14 protein-coding genes and 1 pseudogene are annotated in these 16,096 nt (G+C 67.9%); all 15 read left to right on the top strand.

Annotation, left to right across the window (positions count from 1 at the left end; translation table 11 throughout):
* Position 1 precedes the first annotated feature (1 nt).
* The 15 genes and pseudogenes from mfnA to G3I77_RS41280 all read left to right on the top strand — a co-directional run bounded on the left by mfnA (position 2) and on the right by G3I77_RS41280 (position 16,072).
* On the top strand, positions 2 to 1,183 hold the full coding sequence (gene mfnA, locus G3I77_RS27935; protein WP_248508070.1) for a tyrosine decarboxylase MfnA: 1,182 nt from the start codon (positions 2 to 4) through the stop codon (positions 1,181 to 1,183).
* The gene (locus G3I77_RS27940) at positions 1,180 to 2,031 is read left to right on the top strand and encodes a carbon-nitrogen hydrolase family protein (protein ID WP_248508071.1); all 852 of its coding nucleotides are present in this window, start codon (positions 1,180 to 1,182) and stop codon (positions 2,029 to 2,031) included. The genes mfnA and G3I77_RS27940 overlap by 4 nt, the downstream gene beginning before the upstream one ends.
* Complete coding sequence (locus G3I77_RS27945) at positions 2,031 to 2,807, top strand: ABC transporter permease (RefSeq protein WP_248508072.1); 777 nt, start codon at positions 2,031 to 2,033, stop codon at positions 2,805 to 2,807. Before G3I77_RS27940 ends, G3I77_RS27945 begins: the two co-directional genes overlap by 1 nt.
* Positions 2,800 to 3,774 carry an ABC transporter ATP-binding protein gene (locus G3I77_RS27950; RefSeq protein WP_248508073.1) on the top strand — a complete coding sequence of 325 codons (975 nt, stop codon included), beginning with the start codon at positions 2,800 to 2,802 and terminating at the stop codon, positions 3,772 to 3,774. The genes G3I77_RS27945 and G3I77_RS27950 overlap by 8 nt, the downstream gene beginning before the upstream one ends.
* A complete protein-coding gene (locus G3I77_RS27955; RefSeq protein ID WP_248508074.1) occupies positions 3,771 to 5,153 on the top strand; it encodes a coproporphyrinogen-III oxidase family protein in 1,383 nt (460 codons plus the stop codon). The genes G3I77_RS27950 and G3I77_RS27955 overlap by 4 nt, the downstream gene beginning before the upstream one ends.
* Complete coding sequence (locus tag G3I77_RS27960) at positions 5,140 to 5,847, top strand: class I SAM-dependent methyltransferase (RefSeq protein ID WP_248508075.1); 708 nt, start codon at positions 5,140 to 5,142, stop codon at positions 5,845 to 5,847. Before G3I77_RS27955 ends, G3I77_RS27960 begins: the two co-directional genes overlap by 14 nt.
* Positions 5,847 to 6,680: a carbon-nitrogen hydrolase family protein gene (locus G3I77_RS27965; protein WP_248508076.1), complete on the top strand. Its 834-nt coding sequence runs from the start codon at positions 5,847 to 5,849 to the stop codon at positions 6,678 to 6,680. The genes G3I77_RS27960 and G3I77_RS27965 overlap by 1 nt, the downstream gene beginning before the upstream one ends.
* A gap of 15 nt (positions 6,681 to 6,695) precedes the next feature.
* A complete protein-coding gene (locus G3I77_RS27970; protein ID WP_248508077.1) occupies positions 6,696 to 8,195 on the top strand; it encodes a B12-binding domain-containing radical SAM protein in 1,500 nt (499 codons plus the stop codon).
* Positions 8,192 to 8,944: a DNA alkylation repair protein gene (locus G3I77_RS27975; RefSeq protein WP_248508078.1), complete on the top strand. Its 753-nt coding sequence runs from the start codon at positions 8,192 to 8,194 to the stop codon at positions 8,942 to 8,944. Before G3I77_RS27970 ends, G3I77_RS27975 begins: the two co-directional genes overlap by 4 nt.
* 4 nt (positions 8,945 to 8,948) lie before the next feature.
* Complete coding sequence (locus tag G3I77_RS27980) at positions 8,949 to 9,986, top strand: BtrH N-terminal domain-containing protein (RefSeq protein ID WP_248508079.1); 1,038 nt, start codon at positions 8,949 to 8,951, stop codon at positions 9,984 to 9,986.
* 15 nt (positions 9,987 to 10,001) lie between these two features.
* Positions 10,002 to 10,397 carry a pentapeptide repeat-containing protein gene (locus G3I77_RS27985; RefSeq protein ID WP_248508080.1) on the top strand — a complete coding sequence of 132 codons (396 nt, stop codon included), beginning with the start codon at positions 10,002 to 10,004 and terminating at the stop codon, positions 10,395 to 10,397.
* A 15-nt stretch (positions 10,398 to 10,412) separates the two neighbouring features.
* Positions 10,413 to 12,191, top strand: a complete 1,779-nt coding sequence (locus G3I77_RS27990; protein WP_248508081.1) for a carbamoyltransferase C-terminal domain-containing protein — start codon at positions 10,413 to 10,415, stop codon at positions 12,189 to 12,191.
* Between the two features lie 69 nt (positions 12,192 to 12,260).
* Positions 12,261 to 13,268, top strand: a complete 1,008-nt coding sequence (locus tag G3I77_RS27995) for a BtrH N-terminal domain-containing protein (RefSeq protein WP_248508082.1) — start codon at positions 12,261 to 12,263, stop codon at positions 13,266 to 13,268.
* 137 nt (positions 13,269 to 13,405) lie between these two features.
* The gene (locus G3I77_RS28000) at positions 13,406 to 14,302 is read left to right on the top strand and encodes a squalene/phytoene synthase family protein (RefSeq protein WP_248508083.1); all 897 of its coding nucleotides are present in this window, start codon (positions 13,406 to 13,408) and stop codon (positions 14,300 to 14,302) included.
* An 885-nt stretch (positions 14,303 to 15,187) separates the two neighbouring features.
* Positions 15,188 to 16,072: pseudogene (locus G3I77_RS41280) on the top strand (helix-turn-helix domain-containing protein).
* Positions 16,073 to 16,096 lie beyond the last annotated feature (24 nt).

Raw genomic sequence — 16,096 nt, forward strand, 5'->3', positions numbered from 1 at the left:
GATGCGCATCGCCGGTGCTCCCGCCTCCGACGTCCGACGGCGGATCGCCACAGAGCTGGCAGACGACGTGCCGTGGAACCGGGTGCTCAATTCCATCTGCACCGAACCCCACCCGCTGGGTGTGGAGATGGCGTCCGCCGCCGCGCACACCAACCTCGGTGACGTGCGCATCTTCCGCGGCACCAAGCGGATCGAGCGCAAGGTCGTCGAGCTGCTGCTCGATCTGCTGGGCAACCCCGGCGGGTCGGGGAGTCTGGTGTCCGGAGGGACCGAGGCGAACCTGATCGCGATGCTGGTGGCCCGTGAGTCGGCGCGCGCCCGGGGGCGGCTGACCGACCGGCCCGAAGTCGTCGTCAGCAGCACCGTGCACTTCTCCTTCACCAAGGTCTTCGGCCTGCTGGGGCTGACCCCGGTGGTCGTGCCGGTCGACGACACCTTGCGGCTGCCGGCCGGCGAGGTGGCCCGGCGGATCGGCGAGCACACCGTCGCGGTCGTCGCGACCGCGGGCAGCAGCGAGTTCGGTGTGGTCGACGCGGTCGACGAGATCGGACCGGTGGTGGCGGGACGGGGCGTGCACCTGCACGTGGACGCGGCCACCGGCGGCTTCATCATCCCCTTCGCCCGTGAACTCGGCCACGACCTACCGCAGTTCGACTTCACCGTCGACGGCGTCGACTCGATCACCATCGACCCGCACAAGTACGGACTGGCCAACGTCCCGGCCGGGGCGATCCTGTTCCGGGGCGCGCAGGACGCCGGACGCTTCGCGGTCGATTCGTTCTTCCTCGACACGCCGGTTCACCACACCCTGCTCGGCACCCGTCCGGGCGCCGCCGCGGTCTCCACCTACGCGGTGCTGGAACACCTCGGGCGTGACGGCTTCCGCGACCTCACCCGGACCAACTTCGAGGTGACGCGGTACCTGGTGGACGGGTTGCGCGCGGCCGGGCACGAGTTGTTCGCCGAACCGCAGCTGAACATCGTGGTGGTCAAGATGCCGCACGCGGTCCGGATCTCGCAGCTGCTGGAGTCGAGGGGCTGGATCGTCTCCACCTCGAAGCGATTCGGCGAAACCCTGCGGCTGGTCGTCACCCGGCATGTGACACCCAAGATGCTGGACGAGTTCCTTGCGGAGCTGGAACGGGCCTGTCAGGACGTCGCGGCCGAGGCGGCGCTGCGATGAGCCTCTTCCGTGGCCCCCGCACCCGGCTCGCCGCCCTGCAGATGCGGATCGAGCCCGGGCAGCGGGACGAGAACCTCGCGCGAGCCGCGAAGCTGCTGTCCACCGCGCGAGAACGCGAGGCCGACCTGGCGTGCCTGCCGGCGACGTTCGCCACCGGCCTGAACTTCCCCACGCTGCGCACCGACGCGACCGCCGAGGACGGCCCCGTCGTCCAGTTCCTCGCGGAGCAGGCCCGCACCCTCGGGATGCACATCGCCGCGGGCGTGCTGCTGTCGGCCGGGCGGGACGTCTTCGACGCCGCCGTGCTCGTCGGCCCCGGCGGCGACCCGCTCGGCTGGTACCACCGTGCCTGCGTGTGGGCGGGGGAGTCCGAGTACATCTCCACCGGCTCGCCGGGCGAGGTGATCGACACGCCGGTCGGGCGGATCGGCCTGCAGGTGAGCTACGACCTGCGGTTCCCGGAGGCGAGCCGGCAGTACCTCGCCCAGGACGCCGACCTCGTCGTCTGCGTGGCGAACCTCTTCGGGTCGTTCTCGCACCCACTGCGCTCCCTGTGCCGCGCGCGGGCCGCCGACAACGAGTGCGCGCTGGTGTTCGCCAGCGGGGTCGGCGAGAACCGCTTCGCGAACATGACCTACGTCGGCCGCAGCATGATCGTCGACGGTCTGGTGCAGGACGCCCGGGAGGACCCGGAGGCGGACATCCTCGCCGAGGCCGCCCCGGGCAGCCAGGAAGCGGTGATCGACGCGGACGTGCACTGGCGGCAGCGGCGGAAGGCGCGCGCCGGCCTGCCGTTCCACGACGACCTGCGCTCGACCTGGAGCACGATCCACGGGGGGCGCGCCTGATGAGGGCAACGCGTATGCAGCCGGAGTCCGGCTGGCTCGGCGACGTGCTCGGGCTCGTCGTCATGGACATGCGGCAGTTCTTCGACAACCGCCTGTTCGCGGTGTCGACGCTGCTGACGTCGGTGTCGATGGTGCTGGCCTTCGGGGCGGCGACCGACCAGATGGTGAGCCCGGCGCCGACGGCCGCCAACTACTTCGGCTTCGTCTTCCCCGGCATCATCGGCGCCGGCATCATGTTCAGCTGCACCTACACCGTCGGCTACACGGTCATCATCGACCGCAACCGCCGCACGATCGAGGACCTGATCCTCTCGCCCCTGTCGTACTCGGGGTTCCTGCTCGCCCGGATCGTCGGCGTGGTGCTCAAGTGCCTGTTCCAGTTCGTCCTGGTGCTGCTGCTCGGCGTCGGGGTCTTCGACGCCCGGATCGAGTCGGTGCCGCTGTTCGTGCTGGGCTTCTTCACCGCGTGCACGGCCTTCGCCGGGCTCGGGATCCTGATCGCGACGTACACCAACGAGATCTCCTTCCCGGCGGTCGTCAACATCATCGTCATCCCGCTCATGTACTTCGCCGGGATCTTCTTCCCGCTCGACAACCTCGGGACGCTGGGCGACGTCTTCGCCAGGCTCCCCCTCTCGGTGCACATCGACATCTTCCGCGCCGCCACCTCGCCGGACGTCTCCGCCACCGGGGCGTCGGTGCTGGCGGTGGCCTACTCGTTCCTTGCCCTCTCCATCGCGGCCTGGGCTTTCCGCAGGAGGATCGGCCATGGCTGACACCGCAAGCACCGCAGCGCCGGTCCTGTCGGTCAACCGGCTCGAGCACCGGGTGAGCCCCGACTTCGCCCTGCGCTCCCTCACCTTCTCGGTGGACGCCGGCGAGGGCGTGGCCATCATCGGCACCAACGGCGCCGGGAAGACCACGCTGATCCGGCTCGTCGCCGGCCTGCTGCGCCCGTCCGGCGGTGAGGTGCGCATCTGCGGCACCCCGCCCCGCCGCTGGGGGCAGGTCGGCCGCCACATCGGGTACGTCCAGCAGGCCAAGGACCTCCCGGACGGGGTCAGTGTGGAGACGTACGTCAAGCACCAGCTCAAGCTCAGGCGGGCCGACCCCGGGCGGTACGAGGAACTGATCGCCCTGGCCGAACTGGAGCAGTACCGCCACCAGTACGTGCGCAGTCTCTCCGGCGGCAGCCAGCGCAAGCTGCACGTCATCTGCGCCGTCGCGCACCGCCCCGACCTGCTGATTCTCGACGAGCCGACCACGGGCCTGGACCCGACGGCGCGCGAGACGCTGCTGGATCTGCTGGGGAGCCTGAAGAAGGACGGCGTCGGCGTGCTGTTCGCCAGCCATCACCGCGACGAACTCCTCGCGCTGGCCGACTCGGTCGTGGTGCTCCACCAGGGCCGCCAGATCCAGGACGCCTCGCTCGACGCCGTCACCCGGTGGGGCGAGCGCTCCAGCCTGATCCTCGAGGCCTTCACCGAGGCGCACCTCGCGCGGCTGCACGACTGGGCCGGGCAGGAGGCGCAGGCCGGCGAGCTGGTCCGTTCCGTGCGCACCGTCGACCAGGGCGTGCGGCTCGACCTGACCGACGGTGACCATCAAGGCACGCTGGCCGAGGTGGTCGCCCGTGCCCACGCCGCCGGCCTCGCACTGCGCTCCGCGTCCTACTTCCAGCCCACTCTGGCGGACGTCGTCCGTTCCATCGTCGACCAAGTCGAACCGGAGGACATCGCATGAGCATCACCACCACGACCACGAGCATGCCGTTCTGGAAGGAATACCCGGAACGCGACAGCGAGTGGGTGCGGCAGTACCCGACGAAGCACGTGCCGGTGAACGAGGAGGAGGTGTTCGCCCGCAAGCCCATGGGCGTGTACGTCCACATCCCGTTCTGCAACCGGCTCTGCTTCAGCTGCCCGTACATCAAGCACCAGACCGACCGGGACCTGACCCGCACCTACCTGGACGCGCTGAAGACGGAGATCACCAACTACGCCGAGCGGCCGTACATCCAGGACCACGTCATCACCCTCGGCTACATCGGCGGCGGCACCCCGACCGCGCTGACCGCCCCGCAACTCGACGACCTGCTGGGCCACATGTACAGCAGCTTCAACGTCGAGGAAGGCGCGGACTTCTCCATCGAGACCACCCCGGTCGACATCAGCGAGCGCAAGGCCACCGTCCTGCTGGAACGCGGGATACGCCGCATCAGCCTCGGCGTGCAGACCTTCGTGCCGGAGGAACTCAAGAACATCGGCCGTCCGAACGACCCGGAGATGCTCAAGGAGAGCATCCGGCTGCTGCGCCGCTGCGGATTCGAGAACATCAACATCGACCTGATGCACGGCATCAACGGGCAGACGATGGAGAGCTGGGAGCACAGCCTCGACGTCGCCATCGAACTCGGCGTCACCTGCATCTCGTTCTACACGTACATGGAGTTCGCGCAGATCTCCACCAAGCGCAGGAAACTGCCGCCGGTCCCGGAGAAGGCCGTGGTCGACGACATGTTCCTGTTCGCCGCGGAGAAGCTCTCCAAGAACGGCTTCCTGGGCTACTACGGCGACTGCTTCGCCAAACCCGGCTACCAGCCGAAGTACGGCGAGACGTCGTGGAGCGAGGACATCCCCATCATCCCGCTCGGCCCCACCGCGACCGGGCACCTGCGCGACCACTGGTACTTCAACGAGCCCGACATCGGCCGCTACATCCAGACGGTGATGGAGGGCCGGCTGCCGATCTCCATGGGCAAGCACATCACCAAGTCCGAGGCGATCCGGCGCTCGATGGTCCTGGGCGTCAAGGCCGGGCGGATCAACCGGGAGCGTTTCCGCCGGATCCACGGCGTCGACTTCATGGAGATGTTCCGCGCCGAGATCGACGACCTGATCGAGAAGGAACTGATCACCGCCGACGAGCACGGCATCGAGGTGACCGGCCCGAAGGGCTGGTACTACCTGGACAACATCTCCAAGGCGTTCTACTCGCCGGAATTCCGGCGCTACCCGCAGCACCTGGGAGCGGACATCTCCAACTTCATTTCCAGCCAGCCGATTCCCCTGCAGATCACCACGCGGCCCAAGGACGAGGAGGCCGGCTGTGACCACCACTGAAGCCCGACTGCTGAACCTGACCGACCGGGTGCCGCAGCCGTCACCGCACGACGACATCGACAAGGTGCGCTTCTACGACCTCGGCATGCGCCGCTCCGCGCTGATGGCGTACAAGCGGCCGAGCGACCGCATCCTGGCCAACGTCCGCGACGGGATGACCGACCTCGTCGAGGTCGGTTTCAACACCGGCCTGCTGTCGCTCCACGTGGCCGGCAAACTGCCGGACCTGGCCGTATCAGGGGTCGAGGAGAACCAGAACCTCGTCGACGTCGCCGAGGACAACCTGACGCTGGCCGTGTGGTCCAACAGCGCCGGCGACGTGGAGTTCGAGATGGCCAAGCTGAACCGGCTGCCCTTCCCGGACGACTCCGCGGACATCGTCTTCTCGTTCTCCTCGCTGCACCGCTGGCGCCGGCCGGTCGAGACGCTGAAGGAATGCGCCCGCATCTGCAAGCCCGACGGCGTCGTGATCATCGAGGACATGAACCGGCACGCCGAGGAGGGGCACATCACCTTCATCCTGCAGTTCGTGAAGGAGGGCGGCGACGAGTTCATGCGCTCGGTGCAGGCCGCCTACACCCGGGACGAGGCGGCCGAGCTGCTCGGGGAGGCCGGCCTGGCGGACTGGCAGGTGGTCGAGGAGGACCTCGGCCTGGTGATCTCCTCGCGTCCCCTCGAACCGGTGAGCACGTGATGCCCGGGACGAAGATCGCCGTCGTCCAGATGGAGTCCAAGCTCGGCAAGCCGGCCCAGAACCTGCGCCGCGCCGAGCACTACATCCGCGAGGCCGTCGGGCAGGGCGCCGACCTGGTCTGCCTGCCCGAGGCGTTCTCCACGTCCGGCAACATCCTCGAAGTGGCCGACGTGTCGGTGCCCATCCCGGGGCCGGAGACCGAGTTCCTGTGCGAGCAGGCGCAGCAGGCCGGCGTGCACCTCGTGGCCGGACTGCTGGAGCGCGGCGACGACGGAAAGTACTACAGCACATCGGTTCTGTGCGGCCCCGAGGGAACGGTGCTCGGCCACTACCGGCGCGTGCACTGCCACGAACTGGAGGCCCGCTACCTCTCCGGCGGATCGGAGTACCCGGTCTTCGACGTCGAGTTCGGGCGCATCGGCCTGATGCAGGGCTACGACATCAACTTCCCGGAGGTCGCGCGGGAGTACTGCCGCCGTGGAGTCGACGTCATCGTGTGCTCCGCGCTGGTGCCCGAGATGTTCGCGTACGTGGCGAACATGCGACTGCCGGTCAGGGCGGTGGACGCCGAATGCGTCATCGCGTTCGCCTCCGGGATCGGCACCAATCTGTTCGCGGGATTCGGCTACATGGGGCGCAGTCAGATCCTGGCGGACCCGCTGTTCCTCGAAGCCGAACGATTCGACTTCGTCGACGGCGACGAACGGATGGTGGACCTCGGCAAGGAGCCGGGCGTCGGCGTCGTCGAGGTCGACCTGGGCCGTATGCGCCGCTACCGCGCCAAGGCCACCCTGAGCGGCGACCTGAAGCCGGCGACGTACTGGCAGTCCTGACGAGAGTGAAGGCCCATGCGCGTACTGCTCATCTCCACCAACAAGATCCGGGTGCCGCGGCCGGCGCTGCCCATCGGCATGGCCTACATCAGCGCCGCGCTCAAGCACGCCGGGCACCACGTCGACGTCCTGGACCTGCTCTGGGAGTCCCGGGAGCTCAAGGCGGTCCGGGAGAAGCTGACCACCGAGACGTACGACGTGGTCGGCATCGCCGTGCGGAACCTGGACAACCTGACCTTCATCGACCCGGTCTTCTTCGGCCCGATGACCGAGAAGATCGTCCAGTGCGTACGCAAGTACACCAGCGCCAAGGTCGTCCTCGGCGGATCCGGCTTCTCGGTCGAGCCATTGTCGTTCTTCGAGTACGCCCAGCCCGACTACGGCATCGCGGGTGAGGGCGAGGCCGGCATCGTCCAGCTGCTGGACTACCTCGAGTCCGGCGGACGGCTGCAGTCGATCTCGGGACTCTGCTACCTCGACGAGAACGGGAAGTTCTGCCAGAACCAGTCGAGCTCGGCGTTCGACCTGGGCGCGCTGGAGCCCGACCGGTCCGTGTACGACCCCCGGTACTTCGAGGAGGGCGTCTCGGCGGCCTCCGACCTCACCCGCGATCACCAGCCGGCCATCGAGACCCTGCAGACCAAGCGGGGCTGCAAGCTGTTCTGCTCCTACTGCATCATCCGCAAGACCGAGGGCAAGGGCGACCGGTTCAAGGACCCGGCCGAGGTCGTCGGCGAGATCCAGCGGGCGATGGCGGAGAACCCGGCCGTGCGGGAGTTCGAGATCGTCGACGCGACCTTCAACTACCCGATGGAGTACGCGGCCGAGGTGTGCGAGGAGATGATCCGCGCCAAGCTCGACGTGCCCTGGTACTGCCAGTTGACTCCGAACGCGGTCTCCCCGGAGTTCGTCAAACTGCTGCACGCGGCCGGCTGCATCCGGGTGGACCTCGGCACCGACGCGCTCACCGACGAGGCCCTGGCTGACCTGATGAAGGGCTTCGACATGGCGCGGGTCCTCGAGATCGACCGCCTGTTCACGGCCAGCCCGATCGAGCACACACACTGCATCTTCCTCGGCGGGCCGGGGGAGACCCCGCAGGCACTGAAGGAGTCGATCCGCTTCACCGAAAAGTTCCTGAATCCGGCTCAGATCTACGCCAACCTCGGCATCCGGATCCTCAGCGGCACCAAACTGCAGCGCCAGGCCGTCAAGGCCGGGATCCTGCGCGACGGCCAGGGCACGTTCGTCCCGGCCTTCTACGTGGAGCCGGCGATCCTCGCCGACCGGGACACGCTCGACTTCGTGCGCAACGCCTACCTCAGCCACAAGAACTGGTACCTGTGGTGGGGCCTGGGCGGGCAGAACCTGACGGACCGTTCGAGGGACACCGTCCAGGCCGTGGCCGACATGCAACAGGAGTACGAGTACGTCATGCAAGGCAAGCCCCGGCTGGAACGCGCACCGAAGCCGGTGACGGCCCAGCCGCTCAAACTCACGATCGGCACCCCGTGACCAATGTTCCAGCCGCCGCCGACGAGCTGGCGAAGACACTTGTGGCCAGGGCCGACCCGGACTTCGCGGTGCGCATGCAGCGGTACTTCCCGCACGAGATCCGGGCCCTCGGGGTCGGCAACGCCGCGGTCGGCGAGATCGCCGCCGACTACTTCCGCGAGCGGCGCGACACTCCCGCGGCGACGCGGCTGCTCCTGGCGGAGGAGGTGCTGGCGCGCGCCGAGTACCACGAGGAGGTGCTGCTGGGCTTCGCGGTCCTGCACAAGGTCGCCAGGGCCGGTCTCGGCGGCGAACTGCTGGACCGCTGCGAGCACTGGCTGGAGACGTACGTGTCCAACTGGGCGCAGTGCGACGACATGTGCCTGAAGCTGCTGTACCCGTTCTTCCTCGGGCACCCGGAGCTGATCCCGCACACCCGGCGCTGGGTCGGATCCGCCTCCCCGTGGGCCAGGCGCGCCGCGAACGTGGCAGTCGTGAAGTTCGTCCGGCGCAAGGTGGGCCGGACGGTCTTCGAGCTGCCGCTGTCGCACGTCTTCGACAACTGTGTCCGGCTGATGCACGACGACGACGTCTACGTGCAGAAGGGCTCGGGCTGGCTGCTCAAGGTCACCGCCGAGGTCCACCCCGACGAGGTGGCTCGGTTCCTGCGCACCTGGCACACCGACATGCCCCGCGACACGTTCCGGTACGCGGTGGAGAAGATGGACCCGCGGCTGCGGCGGTCCTTGATGGAACTGGGACAGGGGTGACGTGATGAACGCGACCGGCCGCTACGTCCACCGGCGGGGCATCCACTGCGAGTCGGCCTGCCAATGCGCGGTTCTCGCGGCCGGCGGGTACGAGGCGGACGAGGATATCGTGTTCGGGCTGGACGGGGGTTTCGGGTTCTCGTTCTTCCCGGCCAACGGCAACGCGCCGGACATCGTCGTCGGCAAGCAGGCGATCATGCCCCTCCGGGCGTCGCGGCTGATGGGCGTCGAGGTCGTCACGCACGCGCCGAAGTCCGCGGCGGGCCTGGCCAGACTGCTCGAATCGGCGCCGGCCGTCATGACCCGGGTGGACCTCGGCCTGCTTCCGTACTGGGGCCTGGAGGGGCGCTCCTCCTTCGGCGGGTACTTCGTCAACGTGGTCCGCCCTCTCGGAGCCGATGCGTTCGAGGTGTCGGACCCGGCGTTCGACGAACCCGTCTCCGTGACTGCGGCAGAGCTGCAGGCGGCCCGGTCCAGCCGCAACTCGCCGCCGCTGAACCCGGACTGGAAGGCGTACGTCTTCGGCGCGCCGCGGCGGACTCCGCAGCTGGACCGCGTCGGTCCGGTGGCCGTGCGCACCCTGTGCCGCGAGGTCCTCAAGCCGGGCAGCCGGAATCTCGGCATCCCCGGGATGAAGCTGCTGGCCACGACGGCGGCGTCCTGGCCGCAGTCCAAACACGGCGAGGTGGAGGACGTCGACCTGACCGGCCGAGTGATACGCACCGACGCCCTGGCGCGTCAACTGCTGCATCTGGGCCGCCAGATCGAGTCCTTCGGCACAGGAGGCGGGCTGTTCCGCCCGATGATCGGCCGCTACCTGAACAGGGTCGCCGACAGCACGGGCGAGGCACGCTACGCCGTGGCCGCCGGGCAGTTCCTCGACAGCGGCCGGCTGTGGTCGAACCTGGGAACGGCACTGCTGACAGCGGGGACCGTCACCGCGCGCGGCGATCTCAAGGCGCTCGTGGACGCCGTGGCGGACACGGCGCGGTCCGCGATGGACGTCGAGAAGCGGGCGCTCACCGCGCTCACCCCTCTGTAGACGCGAGGTCGAGACATGCCCACCGAGGACGAGACCGTACTGCTCCAGGGGCCCCGGCACTGGAACGAGCACGCCCGCCGGTGCCGGGCGCAGGGGCCCTTCCGGCCCGACCTGCGCAAGGCGGTGCTGCACGGCGCCGACCTGCAGGGCGCCGAACTCGCCGACGCGGACTTCACCGACGCCGTGCTGACCGAGTCCTATCTGATCTCCGCGGACCTGAGGGGCGCGAACCTGGAAGGCGCCGACCTGTGCGAGGCCTACCTCATCCTCGCCGAGCTGAACGGCTGCCGCCTCGTGGGCGCGAACCTGGACGGTGCGGACCTCAGCGGTGCCGATCTGACCGGCGCGGTCCTCGACCCGGGCTTCCGGCGGTCCACCGTGATCTCGGACTACCTCACGATCTGGCCATAGCGAAAGGAGCTCCTCATGATCGTTCTGGGCTACAACGGGTTCGGCAAGTCTGCGGAAATCTTCGGACGCCTCTTTCGCGCCACCGGCATCGACCGTCACCTGCTGTACGGCCATGACTCGTCCGCCGCCCTCGTCATCGACGGGAAACTGGTCGCCGCCGTCGAGGAAGAACGGCTCAACCGGGAGAAGAAGACGTCGAGTTTCCCGGTCAACGCGATGCGCTGGTGCCTGGAATCGGCCGGGATATCCTTCGACGACGTCGATACCTTCGCCTTCTCCTGGCAGTTCTCCCAGGATGTGGTGAACAAGATGATCGCCGAGATCACCGAAGACCCGGCGGCGTCCGTCGAGCAGAAGTTCGCGCGTTTGCAGCGTCTGGCGGAGACGCATGCGGCGATGTTCAGTGAGGCCGCGACCGAAGCCGACTTTGTCGAGCACGCGGGGCACCGGCTGAACCCGGAGAAGCTGGTCCGGGTCCCGCACCACATCGCGCATCTGATGACGGGATACCACCTGTCGGGCGGCAGGGACGCGGCATTCCTGGTCAGCGACGGTCGCGCCGAATGGCTGTCGTCGATCATGGGTGAGGTGCGCGACGGCCAGGTGAAGATCTTCGACGACATGACCATCGACTCGCGGCACTCACTGGCGATGCTCTTCTCCGTCGTGACGCGCTACCTCGGATTCGTCCCGAACAATGACGAGTACAAGGTGATGGGGCTGGCCGGCTATGGTGCGCCGCCCGAGCCGAACCCGTTCCTGGAACACGTGGTCGAGGTGTGCCCCGACGGCACCTACAGGATTCCCTATCCGGCGAACGCCGTACCCGCCTACTACGAACTCTTCGATCGCATCTTCGGCGGAGACGAGCAATGCCGGGAAGAGTTCGACTACCGGGTACGCGTGGCCGGTGCCGCACAGCACATGCTCGAGACGGTGACCGCCGGCCAGATCCGGACGCTGGAGGCCCGGAGCGACCTCCCGCGCGTGATCTTCGAGGGCGGACTCGCCCTGAACTGCGTCAACAACAGCAAGCTGCTGGAGCGTTCGCGCTTTACCGAGATGGATGTCAGCTTCGGCGCCAGCGACGTCGGGGTGGCCATCGGGGCGGCACTGTTCGCCGGCGGGCAGGCCGGCACACCGCCCCGGATCAGCACGACGCCGTATCTGGGTCCGAGCTATGACGGGCAGGACATCCAGGCGGCCCTCCAGCAGTACGCCGACCAGGTCGTCTGGCGGGAACTGGACCCCGCGGACGTGCCGCGGGAAGCCGCGACCCTGATGCGGGAGCGATGCGTCATCGGATGGTTCCAGGGGCGCATGGAGTACGGGCCGCGCGCCCTGGGCAACCGCAGCATCCTGGCCAACCCGAAGTTCCCCGACATCAAGGACATCATCAACGAACGCATCAAGCACCGCGAGCAGTTCCGGCCCTTCGCCCCCGTGGTCCTGGAGCACCTCGCCCCCGACGTGTTCGAGCTCGGCAAGAAGAAGTCCTCGCCCTACATGACCTTTGTGGTTCCGGTGCGGCCCGAGTACCAGGACAGGATCCAGGGCGCCTGCCACGTCGACGGCACCTCACGGATCCAGACGGTCACCGAGCAGAGCAATCCGCTGCTCGCCCGGCTGCTGCGTGAGTTCACCGAGCTGACGGGGATTCCCTGCCTGATCAACACCTCGTTCAACGTCGCCGGCGAACCCATCGTCTGCTCGCCCGCGGATGCTCTGTCCTGCTTCCTCAAAACGGAGATGGATCATCTGTTCCTCGGCAACTTCCTGGTGTCCCGAATGTGAGCGGGTGAACGCCTTCCTGATCTTGGCGTCCGCAATCGAACTTCAGAAGGTTGCGCTACGCTCTACGCGATGGAAGGGAGACGTGAACAGGTGTCGCTTTTAGAAGCAGATCCGTACGTCGGTAAACACTGCGAGTCGACCACACTCGTGAATCTGTTGCGGCAGCGAGAAGTCGACTTGTCGGAGCCGCTCATCTTCGGGCTCGCCGGTGGCCTGTCGTTCATCTACTGGCGGACGAAGCAGATGCCGACGCCGTTCATCGGTGGCCGTATCAAGCCCGACACGCTGTCGGACAATCTCGCGAATGCGCTGAACTTGCGGCTGTCCGTTCACGAGACGTCATCGGAGAAGCGGGCGAGGGATCATCTGCTGGCCGAGCTTGATTCCGGAACCGTTGTCGGACTCAAGCTCGACCGCTACTTCCTCGACTACTCCACCGACGACTTCCGGTTCGCGGCCCACTATGTCGCCTGCGTCGGGTACGACGACGACCGTTTCGCTCTGGTCGAGACTCAGCCGCTGGGCCTGCAATGGGCCTCCGGCGAGTCCCTCGCGACCGCGCGAAACGCCCGGGGGCCGATGAGTTCGCGTAACCGCGCCTTCACCCTCGACCTCCCGAAGGGCGGCCTTCCCGACCTGGGGAAAGCAGCCCGCAAAGGAATCAAGACGGCGGCGGAGAACTTTCTCAATCCGCCGATTTCCAACTTCGGTTACAAGGGCATGCACAAAGTCGCCGACCTGATGCCGAAGTGGCTCGACGACCTCGAGTCGCCCGCGGACAGCCTTCCCGAGATCTGCACGATCATGGAGGATGCGGGAACCGGCGGGGGCCTGTTCCGCAAGATGTGGGCGGAGTTCCTGGCGGAGACCGCCGACCTCACCGGTATCGGCGAATTCCAGGAGACCTCGGACGCGTACCGCGAGCTGTCGAAGAAGTGGACCGAGGTGGCCGGACTTCTGAACGAGGCGGGAGCCTCGTCGTCCCGAGAATCACTCCACAGCGCGTCAAAGATCGTTCATGAGGCCGCCGAGAAGGAACAGCGAGTGATGCAACGCCTGATGGAACTGTCGAGCTGACGAGTTCGGCAGTGGCCTCGCCTGACGGGAGCGAGGGCTCGCGCGGGGTGTCCCCCGAGAGCTCCTCGCCTCGTGGGAACCTTCGAGGCGGGGCCGGACTTCGACACCCGGGCCGACGCGCTGCCTATGATCGGCCCATGACGGCATGGAGTCGGTGTCTGGACGCCGCGGGGATCCGTGAGCCTGAGCTGCGCAGCGCGTACGGCGCCCAGAGGAAAGCGGTACGACGGCATCGCCGCTCCTCCCACATCGCGGCTCGCGTCCTGCTGCCGGCCGCGCTGCAGCCCCACGCGCTGGCCGCCACCGCGTTCATGGATCACGGGGACAACCTCCTCGACACCGGCCCGAAGGCGCAGCGGGCCTCGGAGTGGGGGGACTGGGAACAGCGGGTGCGCAAGGCACTGGAGACCGGGCGCGGCGACGACCCGCTGATTCTCGCGTTGCTCGCCACGACGCAGCGGTATCCGCGGCTCCGCGAGGCGGTGGAGGAGTATCTGCTCACGGCCGAGGCCGAGCTCGAATTCGCCGGACTCGCCACCGAAGCCGACTATCAGGCCTACCTGGACGCGTATTCGCTGCCCGCCTTCATGCTGGTCGGCACCCTGTTCGCGCCGGAGACCGGCCACGACCGGTACCGCTCGGCGTGCCGGACCCTCATCGAGGGCAGCCAGCGGCTCGACTTCGTCAACGATCTCGCCGAGGACCTGCGGGAAGGACGGCCGGGCATCCCCGCGGAGACAATGGAGCGTTTCTCGGTAACCGTGGAGGACCTCCGGGCCGGTCACGAACCGCCGGGCTTGGCGGGCCTGGTGAGCCGGGAAGTGCAGACGGCGCGCACGGCACTGCACTCGGCGAGAGAGGTGGCGGCCCTGGCGACGCCCCCTGGCCGCGCGCTGCTGGGAGCCATTGTTGATATCGAGCTGCTCACCGCGGACGCGGTCCTCGCACGTGGCCCCCGACTGCTGGACGGCCCGGCGTCACCGCCCCTCGCGGCCACCGTACGAACACTGCTGAGCGCCCGCCGCGCGGCGTGAGGACGGTGGAGACGGCTTCTCCGGTCTCTCCGGCGTGACGATGCCGGCCGCCGGGCAGCTCCAGGGCTAACTCCGAACGGGCTCAGCAGCCCCCGCAGCAGCCTGGAATGCCTTCATGTCGGGACCTTCCTGCGGTGGGCCAGCTTCCTGGGGGAGGGCTGTGCAGGCGGTGCCTACAGATGATGCCCGCGGTCAACGCGCGTCCGTCAGAGGGCAAAACGGATGCCGCAGTCGCCGCGCCCAAGCCCCGCGAAATCCTGTTGGCGGGCCGCGGCGACCCTTGGTGGTTCGAGCTGGAGGACGGGTGCCGGTTCTTCGACCGACACCTGAAGTGAGGCCGGGCCGTCTGGCAGGCAGCAGACGGTAGGCGGTGGGCCAGGATGCGCCTCGTCGAGGACAGGTCCCGGCCCTCCCCGATGGCGGCGCTCGGCCACCAGCGCCCGGTCCGGGTCGGGTCGGGCCGGGTCTCATCGCCACAGGTGTTTCGGTGACCGGCCTCATGCAGGGCACTGCGTGCGACGGGCCGCTGAGGTTCCGCGATGCGGCCGCCTTCACCCGACCGAGTGGGGATCCCTGCCTGGCACCCTGACGCGGATGAGCGCGGGGCGTCACCGCCGCCGACGGCGGCTCGACGAGGAACTGACCCGCCGTCGGCTCGTCCGCGGGCGGGAGGTCCGGGAATGGATCGCCGACCTTGGCGCGCTGCCACGCCATGCCGGTGAACCTGTGCGGTCACAGCACCAGCAGCCTGGCCACGAGGCTAATTACAAAGACACAGTCCGTTTTGGCTGTCCGGCGGACACGCAGCATGGCACGTGATCAACAACTCTTGTTCCATGGCAATCTTCGGGCCAGCGATGACTTGGAGCCGGAGGTGCACCGCTCGTGGCGGCGAACATCAACCCCACTGGCAGGAGACGCCGTCTGGAAGCCGAGCTCCGTCGGCTGCGCCAGGCCAGTGGGCTGAAGAGCACGGAAGTGGCCAAGCGGCTCATGGTGTCCCAGCCCAAGATCAGTCACATGGAGAACGGCCGCCGTGCCATCAGCCCTCGTGACGTGCGCGATCTGTGCGGCCTCTACGGAGTGACGGACCAGCAGGTCATCGACTCTCTGATGCAGTTGGCCAGGGAATCGGGACAGCAGGGCTGGTGGGACGCCTACGGCGACGTCCCTCAGAGCGTCTATATCGCCTTGGAGACGGACGCCGCCTCCCTCCACCTACGAGCCGATCGCGGTTCCCGGGCTGCTGCAGACTCCCGCCTACGCCCAGGCCGTCATGGGCGAAACGATCCCTCGGCTCACGACCCAGTAGGCTGCCGTGCGCTTCAGGGTGCGGTTGCGCCGGCAGCACCGGATCTACGACCTGGCCTGCCCGCTGCGTCTGTGGGCCGTCCTGGACGAATCGGCACTGCGCCGTGTCGTCGGCGGCCCGGACGTCATGCGTGAACAACTGGAGCACCTGAACGCACTCGGGGCCGAGCCGCACATCACGGTGCAGGTCCTCCCTCACACGGCGGGCGCTCATCCGGGCCTGTCCGGACAGTTCTCCATCCTCAGTTCGCCGACAGCACCGCCGCAGGGGTGGTGTTCATGGAACGGTTCACCAGCGATCTCTACCTGGAGAAGCCATCCGACGTACAGCAGTACAGCATGCTGTACGAGCACCTCCAGGCCCAGGCGCTCAGCCCTGCCGACACCCGCGACCTCATGACCGACCTCATCAAGATGTACGTCGGCACGGCGAGCCGCCTCGAAAGAGCAGTTCGGTGAAGCCGGTGCGAAAACGTCCGCCAA

The organism is Streptomyces sp. D2-8, assembly GCF_023184515.1.
Lineage (GTDB): Bacteria > Actinomycetota > Actinomycetes > Streptomycetales > Streptomycetaceae > Streptomyces.